Consider the following 10,014-nt stretch of genomic DNA (forward strand, 5'->3'; position numbering starts at 1 on the left):
AGCAAGCCGCCTGACATCAACAACCATCAACCCGGCTCCGCTACGCTGCGCCGGGTGCTGCCGCCTGCCCACTCACTGATCGATTTTCGGGTCAGACGGCCGCATGCTGTGACAGATTCGGCACGGACGGGTTGGGTGCAGCCGCCTCGGCGCGCAGAATGCGCATGAGCGCCGAGGCCGTGGCGTTGGACAGCTGGTGTCCCTCCGCGCGCATCTGGCGGGCGAGGGCCGTGCGGGACAGCGGCGTCCCCTGGACCGCGAGAATGCGAGCGGCGGTCCGGGCGTCCGGGACCAGCGCGACGACCTCCGGACGGTCGTCCCGGTCCCGCGCGCTACCGGACCGTCGGTCCGGGACCGCTAAACCCCGGTCCGCCGCGGCCGGGACCACGGCGGCGGCGTTCCGGACGGCGAGAGTGCTGATGTTGACCGGGCTCCGGCGGTCCCGGGCCGGGTCCTGGGCGTCCGGGACCGCGGCCGCGCTGGCGGGCGTCGGTCCGGATGCGGTCCGGACGGCTCCCGTGGTCTGGGCGGTCCCCGTGGTCCGGGCGGTCGGTGTCGTCCGCTGGGACGGGGCAGCATCGGCGCGGCCGAGCGCGATCTTCACCATCGCCAGGAAGCCCAGCGCCGGCAGCGCGGCGGCGATCCAACCGATCACCGATGGCTGCGCCTCCACCACCTGCGCCGCCAGAGACAGGAAAACGGCCACCGTCAACATCGTGGCGGGGAAGGCGACGCTCTTGCCCAAGCGCCGGTTGCGGCGCAGCTCCAGGCCGCCCGCGATCGATGCCAACTCCAGCACGACCGCGTCGGCCCACGCCAACCAGCCTGGCTGGCCGTGCGCAGCCGCGACGTCGTGTACGTGACGGAACGACGCCGCGCCGGCCGCCCCGCCGATCAACAGCATGATCAGCACCTGGACGAAGTTCTCGAGCCGCTCCCGCCTCAGCCGTACCTGACCGGACGGTCCGTGCGGTCGACGCTCAGCTGTCGCCAAGGGCCCCCCACCTGTCGAAACGATCTCGGTGTGTGGCCGTGATGGGGGTGGCTGGGCAGGCGTGGACGGCCATAACCGGCAGCTCAACCGTGGTGATGTTGATGGAAGTCATGTCGTTGCTCCAATGTTTGTGTAGGCCGTAGAGTCATCGAACGAGCGGACTCCGCGCAGCCGCCGGCAGCAGGACGACGACAGGCGTTTGCTACAACCTGCACGGCAGGCTGGGGCCATCGGGCGGGCAGAGGCAGGCGGCCAAGCCGCGCCATGAGGGCCAGGATCCACTACGGCGTAAGACAACCGACGCCGTCATGAGGCGGCTCAACTCGCCGGCCGACGGTCCTTCATGGAACCTCCCATCACTCGACGTCGTGCTGGCATTGACGCGAACAGGAGCAGGCAAGCGGTCTTGAGGGCGCCTGCCTGTCATCAGTCGTCGAGCGCGCCAGCCGACAGGGCGAGAACGTACATCAAGTACGCCCCGCTAATGCCGGGCGAGTCAACCCCTACCGCCTGTCTCGTGCATGCCGGAGCCACCGGGCGTGCCCGACATGACACTGTCTTGCCCGCCGGAGCCTCCGGGATCCTTCGAGCGCAGTCGCGACTTGCACGGCGACGGGGCCGGCGATCATGGTTCGAGCTGGCCGCGCACACGCAGGGCAAGCCGCCGGACGATTCGTCACCGGCGTTCCTGCGCTGCGGCCGGACTCCGTCCTTCCAGATGCAGATTGACGTGGTCGAGCATGTAGCCGAGTTGAGCGGCGAGAACGCTCCTGCTCAACGGCAGTGCTGCTGAGCAGGGAAACCGTGCAGTGGGCAGGGCGCGAAGACGCATGCCCTCATCGGAGAGCGTTGCCGCGGACGGTGCTGATGAAGTCGCTCCAGGCTTGCGGCCTGAACGTAAGGACCGCGCCCGAGCTGTCCTTGGAGTCCCGGACGGCCACCACGCGGGGAAGATTCATGGCGACCTCGACGCAGTTGCCGCCGTTGCCGCCGCTGCGGGTGCTCTTGCGCCAGACGGCGCCGGTCAGGTCAGTCATGTCGCAACTCCGCGATGACGCTCTTGATCATGTCCGTCGATTGTGACTCATCGAGTGCTAGCCGCTCGAGACTCTGCCAGACGCTCCGGTAGGCGGCCAGCTCGTCCGGCTTGTCGAGGTACAGGGCACCGGTCAGCGATTCGCTGTACGCCACCGAGGGCTCCGGCGCGGTTCGCCCGCCGCTGGTGGCGGGGAAGTCGAGAATCACGAACGAACCAGCGACCGCACCGGAGTGTGGCCCTGCGGCGAAGGGCAGCACCCGCACGGACACGTTCGGCATCTCTCCGGCCGACAAGAGGCGCGTGAGCTGCTCGACCATCGCACTCCGACTGCCGACAGTGCGGCGCAGCACTGCCTCTGAGAGGACGGCATCCAACCGGGGCGGCTGTGGCAGCCGTCGAGTCAGAAGCGCCTGCCGTTGTAGTCGGACCTCCACCGACCGTTCGCGATCCTCTTCGCTGGCCGACGGCTGGTCCAGGCGCGCGAGGCCGAGCGCATACTCCCGTGTCTGCAACAGACCGGGGATCAGCGTCTCCTCGAACTCACGGAGTCGGGCGGCGGCGGCCTCCAGCCCTACGTACAGTTCGAACCAGCTCGGCACCGCATCCCCGTACGCGTGCCACCAGCCCCTCGACTTCGTCTCCGCGGCCAGGCCGCGCATCGCCTCGGTCATCTCGGGCGACACCCCGTACAGCTCGCACATCGCCTTGACGTCGAGCACTCGCACGGAGCCCATGCCGCACTCAAGGCGCCAGATCTTCTGTCGGCTGTATTCGAGGGCCTCAGCTGCGGCGTCGAGCGTCACACCGGCCTCGTTGCGGAACTGCCGCAACAGCCGACCGAGTTGCCGCCGCGGCACCGTCGATCCGACGTCTTCGGCCATCGCACGCTCCTGGTTCCATAGCGCAACACTGCGGGCTCTGCTCCTGCAACTCCTACGGGTTTCAGCAAAGAAAGTCAATGCATAAAGCAGAAATGATGGTTTGGAACGTTGCATTTCTACTGCGGACTGCCGCAGGCTGGTCGAAGCTCAGCGGTCGTCGTTCCGCCGAACAACCGCGATGCGTTCCCGACAACATCTCGCCTCCCCACGACAGGAAGGCAGGCAGACATGAACGCCAGGAACCAGCGACTTGGTCGGGCGAGCGATGGCACGACCTACCGCTCCGCCCCGTACACCAGCCTGTTGCCGTGGCAGGTGCGCGAGCGCCGCTTTCCACCCACTCGGCTCGGACGTCGCGGTCTGAACCCCGACGACGTGTACGCCTTCCTGCACCGGGTCGCCGGCGACATGGCCGCCCTGCACACGGCCCTCGCCGAGAGCCGCCGCGAGACCGCACGGATCAAGGACGCGCTGCGCCGCTGGCAGACCGACCACGCGCGCGCCCGCAACGAGCCGGGTCAGACCCGATGAGCCAGCGGTACGTCATCCACCTGCCCGTCGTCGCCGCCGACCTGCCCGCCGCGCAACGCCTGGCCCGGGTCATCGGCCGCTGGATGACGGTGCTGCCCATGACCGACCCGGGGGAGACCACGGTGTCCGAGGAGGACCAGCAGTTCCTCCGCCACCGCGTCTTCTGCGACCTGAGGCTGCCCGGCGGCCGACGCTGTCTGCTCCGCGACGGTCACGACGGTGCCTGCTCCCGCCGCCTGCGTCGGTGAGCAGCATCTCGCCGTCGAGGCCTGAGTGCTCGGAGGGTAGGTCGCGGGCGAGCGCATGGCAGCGCACGTGGGTCCGGCCTGTCCTACGGTCGCCGACGAGCGCGCTCCAGGTCGGCTCGCCCCACTCCGAGACCAGGGCCAACGGGTCACTCCTACCCGGTAGCAGTCCGCTTTTTTCAGTTTGTGCCGCTTTGGTGGCCTACGCTGGCAGTCGTTGCGGGCTGGCTGAGGGACGGGGCGTGCAGGTGAACGGGGCTGAAGCGCTGATGAAGACGCTGGCGGACGGCGGCCTGGAAGTCGTCTTCGCCAACGCGGGCACCACCGAGATGCACCTGGTCGGGGCGATGGACGCCGTACCACAGATGCGCGGAGTGCTGACCCTCTTCGAGGGAGTGGCCACCGGCGCGGCCGACGGTTACGCCCGCATCGCCGGCAAGCCCGCCGCGACACTGCTGCACCTGGGCCCAGGATTCGCCTACGGCCTGACGAACCTGCACAACAGCCGACGCGCCAACTCGCCGGTCGTCAGCCTCGTCGGCGACCACCCGACCTACCACAACGTCTTCGACTCGCCGCTGACCTCGGACATCGCGGCCCTCGGCAGTTGGCTACGCGGCTCGGTCCGCCGTCCCGAGAACGCCGCGGGCACCGGGACCGACGCCGCCGCCACCATGGCCGCGGCGCTGGAACCACCGGGGCAGATCGCCACCATGATCGTGCCGGCGGATGCCTCCTGGAACGACGGCGGAGTCGTCGGCACACCGGCCGCCCGCAAGCCGCCGCAGCCGGTGACCCAGGAGGTGATCGCACAGATCGCGGACGTGCTTCGCAGCGGCGAACCTGCTGCCCTGGTCATCGGTGGCGCGGCGGTCCGCGAGGCGGGCCTCTGCGCGGCGAGCCGCATCAGTGCCGCCACCGGCGTACGGGTCCTCCAGGAGATCTACTCCAACCGGCTCGAGCACGGCGCCGGTCTGCCTACGTTCCCCCGGCTGAGCTTCTTTCCCGACCAGGCGGTCAAGCAGTTGGCCGGGGTGCGGCACGTCATCACCGCCGGCGCCAAGGCGCCTGTCGCCTTCTTCGCCTACCCCGACACACCGAGCTGCCTCGTCCCCGACGACGCCCAGTCGCACGCGCTCGCCGACGCCGGTCAGGATGCCGTCGCCGCGCTCGTCCAACTCGCCGACCTGCTGGCGCCCGGCACGGCTCCCGACGTCAACGAGCCCCGGCGCCCGGCGATGCCGAGCGGACCGCTCACCGTCAAGAGCTGGACCGAGGTCATCGGCGCGCTGCTGCCCGAACGGGCGATCGTCATCGACGAAAGCGTCAGCTCCGGCACCGCCCTGGCCGCAGCCACCGAGGGCGCTCCCCGCCACGACGTGCTGATGCAGTGCGGCGGCGCAATGGGCGACGGCCTGCCGTTGGCCGTCGGCGCCGCCATCGCCGCCCCCGACCGGCCGGTGGTGGCACTGGTGGCCGACGGGTGCGCCATGTACACCCTCACCGCGCTCTGGACCCAGGCCCGCGAGCGATCGAACATCACCAACGTGATCCTCAACAACCATGCGTACGCGATCCTCCGCGCCGAGTGGACGTACTTCACTCTCCGCCCCGGCTCCGGCAAGGCGGATGACATCCCGATGTTCGACCTGGCCAACCCGGCGATCGACTACGTGAAACTGGCGGAGGGATTCGGTATCCCCGCCAGCCGCGCCACGACCGCCGAGGAACTCGCCGAGCAGTTCTCCCGCGCGATCGCCGAACCGGGGCCACACCTCATCCAGGCCGTCATCCCGCCGGTTGCCTGACCCTGCCGCAAGCCCCGGTTCAGGGGAAGGCCGAGTCTTCCGGGACCTCCCGGCCGAGCCACCGTCGGCCCCGGTTCAACCGCGCGGGGCCGACTGTGGCAGCGGCGAGTGCGCCGGAGTCAGCCGACGAGCGGGTTGAAGCCGCGGCCGTCGAGCACGTTGATGAGCTCGTCGTCGCGGGTGACCTCGTAGCCGCGCTCGCGCAGCTCCGCCACCAGCTCGCTCTCGTGGTCGATCGGCACCTCGAGGAAGTCACCGTTGTGTGCGGTGGAGCGGCGCGTGCCGAACCGGTCCTGCAGGTCCTCGGGGAGCAGCGCGAACGCGCGCGCGGTGACCATCCGGGGCCAGTCGCCCTGCATGACCGTGCCCAGCTCGTTGATGTCGAAGGGCTGGTCGTCGGCGCAGTCGCCCGCCGGCTCGTGGTAGTCCGGGCCGGCGGGGTTGTCCAGGTGGGTCATCCGCACCTGGCGGGCCTCGCCCCAGGTGCGGGCGGCGGCGAGAGCGGTGATCTCCACGGCCTCCTCGGCGGCGGTGTTCGCGTCGGCGAAGGCGAGGCAGTCGTGCAGCTGCGCGTGGCCGTAGACCAGGCGCAGGCTGGTCGGGTGGTGCGTCGTCATGGCGCTCATCCTGCCTGAGGTGTACGACTTCCAAGATCGTCGGACGGTCGGGGACGGTCCACCTGTCGGGTGACCGCTGACCGAACTGCGCAACCGCGGTGTGAAAAACGTGTTCTTCCTCGTCAGCGACGGGCCTGCCTGAGGTGCTGACGAACGTGTGGCCTCGCACGGCGATCCGCCGCCTCGCTGGCTACGCCGAACCGGTCAGGAATCGAGAAGCAGGGGCCGCACGGTCGTACATAGCGTGATCGGCATGACCTCCATCAAGTCCGTCACCCTCGACGTCCTCGACCCCGCGACCGCCAGCACCTTCTACACCGCCTTCGGCGTGGGCGACAACGTGCACGTCCGTGCCGCGGCGGCACCGACCACCGGCTTCCGCGGGTACATGCTGTCGCTCGTGGTGTCCCAACCCAGCACCGTCGACAGCCTCATCGGAGCCGCTCTCAACTGCGGCGCCACGGCGTTGAAGCCCGTCAAGAAGGGATTCTGGGGGTACGGCGGCGTGGTGCAGGCACCGGACGGGGCGATCTGGAAGGTCGCAACGTCGGCAAAGAAGGACACCGGCCCCGCCAACCGGCAGATCGACGACATCGTGCTGCTGCTCGGCGTCGCGGACGTGAAGGCGAGCAAGCAGTTCTACGTCGACCGCGGTTTCGCCGTGGCGAAGAGCTTCGGCAGCAAGTACGTCGAGTTCGCCACCGCGGAGTCGTCCGTCAAGCTGGCGCTGTACGGGCGGCGTGCCGCCGCCAAGGACGCCGGCGTCTCCCCGGACGGCACCGGCTCGCACCGGATCGTCATCGGCAGCGACGCCGGACCCTTCATCGACCCGGACGGGTTCGGGTGGGAGGCATGCGGATCGCGGTGACCAGGGGACCGGCCGGGTCGGCGGTCGGCTGGGGCAACCACCGGCGCGATCCAGTTCACCCAGGTGAGCACCGACCGGGCGTTCGTGGAGATCCCGCCGGAGGAGGTGGCGAACGCCTTCGTGCACGTCCTGCAGGGCGTACCGAGCATGGACGAGGAGCGGCTGTTGCGCGCTAGGGGGTGGTCCCTCGGTGTGACCTCGGGCGCTGGGCAGGGTTACGGCAGTTTCTATTTCGTCAACGCTTCCGCGCCGACGGCGGGAGGCCTCGGGGGGCCTCCCGCCGTCGGGTGGGGGTCGGTCAGCGGAGCCAGGCGTTGCGCTCGACGATCGGCAGTCGCGCCCACCACCGGCCGAGGCCCCAGGTGTCGCCCGCGTTGACCAAGGCGAGGACGGCCAGCGCCGCGGCGTAGATCAGGTGGTCGTCCATGAAGGGGTTGTTCTCCGGGGGCAGCACGGCGGTCCACATCATGACCAGCAGCAGCCCGCCGGCCACGGCGGCGACCCGGACACCGATGCCGAGCAGCAGGGCGGTGCCGATGGCGGCGAGACCGATCATGAACAGCCAGTCGGCCCAGGCCGCGCCAGCGATGCCGTGGTAGAAGCCCTCGAACGGGCCGGCCGCGCCGAAGGCGAGGAATCCCTTGGTGGGGCTGCCCCCGTTGATCCAGGCGTTCTTGCCCTCGGTGGCCAGGCCCAGCCCGAACAGCTTGTCGAGGAAGGCCCAGAGGAACACCCAACCAAGCGCGAGACGCAGGCCGGCGAGGAGGAACCGGACAGCCCGCTCGCGGGTGGTCTCGACCGCCGCGGGGGCGGTCCTGGCGGTGGTTCCGGTCGTCGCGGTCATGGTCTCCACGTCCTCTCGTCTGCTCGTGCCCCGGCTCTCGGTGGCATCTCCAGTAGACGGTCGGCGGGGGTCGCGCCGGCAGGGCCGCCCGGGCCGCCGCGACCGGGACCTTGGACCTGTCCGGTCCGGGTCGGGTGGACCGGGCAACGCCGGTCGCGCGGCCCTGACCCCGCATCGCGTACGTCCGTAACGTCCGAGGTGGACAGCGGTGAGGAGGCTGTGATGAGGACATGGCAGGTGGGTGACGTGATGACCCGCGACGTCGCGACGGTGGGGGAGCGGACCCCGTACCGGGAGATCGTCGACGTGCTGGTTCGGCGGGGGATCAGCGGCGTGCCGGTGGTCGACGGGTTCCGGCGGGTGCTGGGCGTGGTGTCGGAGGCGGATCTCCTGCACAAGATCGAGCACAGCGGTGACCCGGAGCAGCGGCGGATCTTCGAGGGCCGCAGGCGGCGCAGCGCCCGGGGCAAGGCCGACGCGCTGCTGGCCGCCGATCTGATGACGGCGCCGGCGGTCACCACGTACGCCGAGGCGTCCCTGCCGGCCGCGGCCCGGACGATGGACCGGGAGCGGGTGAAGCGGCTGCCGGTGCTCGACGACCTGGGCCGGCTCGTCGGCATCGTGACCCGCGGTGACCTGTTGCGGGTGCACTTGCGCACCGACGCGGAGATCCGCGAGGACGTGGTGCAGGAGGTGCTGCACCGGATCCTCGCCGTGCGCGACGGGAAGGTCACCGTGCAGGTCCGGGCCGGTGAGGTCACCCTGGCCGGGCGGCTCGACCGGCGCTCCGCCGCGCACCTCGCCGGCCACCTGGCGACCCAGGTCAGCGGGGTGGTGCGGGTGTCGAACGGGATCGCGTACGACGTCGACGACGTCGCCCTGGTGGAGCCGGGCCGGGTCACCCCGGTGGCCTGAGCCCCACCCGGGGCCCCCGGCGGCCGGGTCACCCCCCACCCGGCCGCCGGGGGCCCCGCCCCCACGGGTGGGCGCGGCGGCTGACTTGGCCGGAGCCGACTTCCTCGGCCCCACCGCTCGCCTAGGCTCGAAGCCGACCCGGCGACCTACGCCGCGCCACGACGAGCGGCGGGGGCCGGGGTCCCGGTGGGCGGCGATGCGGAGGGCGCCGGGTGGGCGAGGTGACGTTCCCGGTGCCCGGCTGGGCCTGGGCCGCGGTGACCGTGGTCATCGCGGTGATGCTCGCGGTCGACGTCTTCTCGCACCGCGACAACCATGTCATCGAGCTGCGCGAGGCGCTGGTCTGGAGCGGGATCTGGATCGGCGCCGGCGTCCTGTTCGGTGTGCTCATCTGGGTGTGGGGCGGCGGCGAGCCGGCGGTCGCGTACTTCTCCGGCTACCTGCTGGAGAAGGCGTTGTCCGTGGACAACGTCTTCGTCTTCGCCCTGCTCTTCGGCTACTTCCGGGTGCCCGCCGGCTACCAGCACAAGGTGCTGTTCTGGGGGGTCGTCGGCGCCCTCGGGTTTCGGCTGGTCTTCATCTTCGCCGGCGCCGAGCTGCTGAAAAGCCTCGCCTGGGCCGGCATCGTGCTCGGCGGGTTCCTGATCTGGACCGGTTACCGGCTGGCCGTACGCGGGGAACCCGACGTGGACCCGGAGCGCAACGTGGTGGTGCGGCTGTTCCGGCGGGTCGTCCCCACCGACCCCGGCTACCACGGTGACCGGTTCACCGTGCGCCTCGGCGGGCGGCGCAGGGCGACCCTGCTGCTGGTCGCACTGGTCGCGATCGAGGCCACCGACGTGGTGTTCGCGATCGACTCGGTGGCCGCGATCCTCGCCATCACGACCCACACCTTCCTGGTCTGGACCGCCAACGCGTTCGCCGTGCTCGGCCTGCGGAGCCTCTACTTCTGTCTGGCCGGGCTGCTACGGCACTTCGGTTACCTGCGCTACGGGCTGGCCCTGCTGCTGGCCTTCGCCGGGGTGAAGCTGATCCTGGCCGAGACGCCGGTGGGGAAGCTGCCGCTGTGGCTCACGCTGGCGGTGGTCGTGGTGACCCTGTCGGTGTCGGTGGGCTGGAGCGTGCTGTCGGCGCGCCGCGAGCGGGTCCGCGCGGGCAAGGGCCCGCCGGCCGGCCACCCCTAATGGGAGGTGTCGGGTCAGTCGGGAGGCAGACTCGATGTCCGGTAGCTGCGGGCGAGTGAGCACTCCCACCCCTTGGACCGGTGAGTCC

At 70.5% G+C, this 10,014-nt stretch carries 11 protein-coding genes; 6 read left to right on the forward strand and 5 right to left on the reverse strand.

The features are described from left to right. Nucleotides 1-91: 91 nt before the first annotated feature. From ACIBTV_RS31210 to ACIBTV_RS31220, 3 genes are all read right to left on the reverse strand, one after another. Nucleotides 92-994, reverse strand: a complete 903-nt coding sequence (locus ACIBTV_RS31210) for a DUF2637 domain-containing protein (protein WP_396710754.1) — start codon at nt 992-994, stop codon at nt 92-94. Between the two features lie 836 nt (nt 995-1,830). Then, nucleotides 1,831-2,031, reverse strand: a complete 201-nt coding sequence (locus tag ACIBTV_RS31215) for a DUF397 domain-containing protein (protein WP_396710755.1) — start codon at nt 2,029-2,031, stop codon at nt 1,831-1,833. Continuing rightward, complete coding sequence (locus ACIBTV_RS31220) at nt 2,024-2,914, reverse strand: helix-turn-helix domain-containing protein (protein ID WP_396710757.1); 891 nt, start codon at nt 2,912-2,914, stop codon at nt 2,024-2,026. The genes ACIBTV_RS31215 and ACIBTV_RS31220 overlap by 8 nt, the downstream gene beginning before the upstream one ends. A 228-nt stretch (nt 2,915-3,142) precedes the next feature. Between ACIBTV_RS31220 and ACIBTV_RS31225 the strand changes: the two genes are divergently transcribed. The 3 genes from ACIBTV_RS31225 to ACIBTV_RS31235 all read left to right on the forward strand — a co-directional run bounded on the left by ACIBTV_RS31225 (nt 3,143) and on the right by ACIBTV_RS31235 (nt 5,498). After that, a complete protein-coding gene (locus ACIBTV_RS31225; protein ID WP_396710758.1) occupies nt 3,143-3,445 on the forward strand; it encodes a DivIVA domain-containing protein in 303 nt (100 codons plus the stop codon). After that, a complete protein-coding gene (locus tag ACIBTV_RS31230; protein WP_396710760.1) occupies nt 3,442-3,693 on the forward strand; it encodes a hypothetical protein in 252 nt (83 codons plus the stop codon). Before ACIBTV_RS31225 ends, ACIBTV_RS31230 begins: the two co-directional genes overlap by 4 nt. 245 nt (nt 3,694-3,938) lie before the next feature. Then, complete coding sequence (locus tag ACIBTV_RS31235; protein WP_396710762.1) at nt 3,939-5,498, forward strand: acetolactate synthase large subunit; 1,560 nt, start codon at nt 3,939-3,941, stop codon at nt 5,496-5,498. A gap of 119 nt (nt 5,499-5,617) precedes the next feature. Here ACIBTV_RS31235 and ACIBTV_RS31240 read toward each other — a convergent pair whose 3' ends face one another. Continuing rightward, complete coding sequence (locus tag ACIBTV_RS31240) at nt 5,618-6,115, reverse strand: hypothetical protein (protein ID WP_396710763.1); 498 nt, start codon at nt 6,113-6,115, stop codon at nt 5,618-5,620. A 253-nt stretch (nt 6,116-6,368) separates the two neighbouring features. Here ACIBTV_RS31240 and ACIBTV_RS31245 point away from each other — a divergent pair, with 253 nt between their 5' ends. After that, a complete protein-coding gene (locus ACIBTV_RS31245) occupies nt 6,369-6,983 on the forward strand; it encodes a glyoxalase (protein WP_396710765.1) in 615 nt (204 codons plus the stop codon). 298 nt (nt 6,984-7,281) lie between these two features. Here the strand turns inward: ACIBTV_RS31245 and ACIBTV_RS31250 are convergent, their stop codons facing one another. Then, entirely contained in the window at nt 7,282-7,836 is a 555-nt protein-coding gene (locus ACIBTV_RS31250; RefSeq protein WP_396710766.1) for a hypothetical protein, read from the reverse strand. Nucleotides 7,837-8,049: 213 nt separating this feature from the next. Between ACIBTV_RS31250 and ACIBTV_RS31255 the strand changes: the two genes are divergently transcribed. Continuing rightward, nucleotides 8,050-8,742, forward strand: coding sequence for a CBS domain-containing protein (locus tag ACIBTV_RS31255; RefSeq protein ID WP_091589416.1), 693 nt, complete (start codon nt 8,050-8,052; stop codon nt 8,740-8,742). Nucleotides 8,743-8,963: 221 nt separating this feature from the next. Continuing rightward, the gene (locus ACIBTV_RS31260) at nt 8,964-9,926 is read left to right on the forward strand and encodes a TerC/Alx family metal homeostasis membrane protein (RefSeq protein ID WP_396710768.1); all 963 of its coding nucleotides are present in this window, start codon (nt 8,964-8,966) and stop codon (nt 9,924-9,926) included. Nucleotides 9,927-10,014: the final 88 nt, after the last annotated feature.

Source organism: Micromonospora sp. NPDC049366 (assembly GCF_044466625.1).
Lineage (GTDB): Bacteria > Actinomycetota > Actinomycetes > Mycobacteriales > Micromonosporaceae > Micromonospora.

Bases quoted from the DNA above. Each gene is read 5' to 3' on its own strand.
- ACIBTV_RS31225 (WP_396710758.1), top strand. From the start codon at position 3,143: ATGAACGCCAGGAACCAGCGACTTGGTCGGGCGAGCGATGGCACGACC.
- ACIBTV_RS31255 (WP_091589416.1), top strand. From the start codon at position 8,050: ATGAGGACATGGCAGGTGGGTGACGTGATGACCCGCGACGTCGCGACG.
- ACIBTV_RS31215 (WP_396710755.1), bottom strand. From the start codon at position 2,031: ATGACTGACCTGACCGGCGCCGTCTGGCGCAAGAGCACCCGCAGCGGC.
- ACIBTV_RS31220 (WP_396710757.1), bottom strand. From the start codon at position 2,914: ATGGCCGAAGACGTCGGATCGACGGTGCCGCGGCGGCAACTCGGTCGG.
- ACIBTV_RS31230 (WP_396710760.1), top strand. From the start codon at position 3,442: ATGAGCCAGCGGTACGTCATCCACCTGCCCGTCGTCGCCGCCGACCTG.
- ACIBTV_RS31245 (WP_396710765.1), top strand. From the start codon at position 6,369: ATGACCTCCATCAAGTCCGTCACCCTCGACGTCCTCGACCCCGCGACC.
- ACIBTV_RS31240 (WP_396710763.1), bottom strand. From the start codon at position 6,115: ATGACGACGCACCACCCGACCAGCCTGCGCCTGGTCTACGGCCACGCG.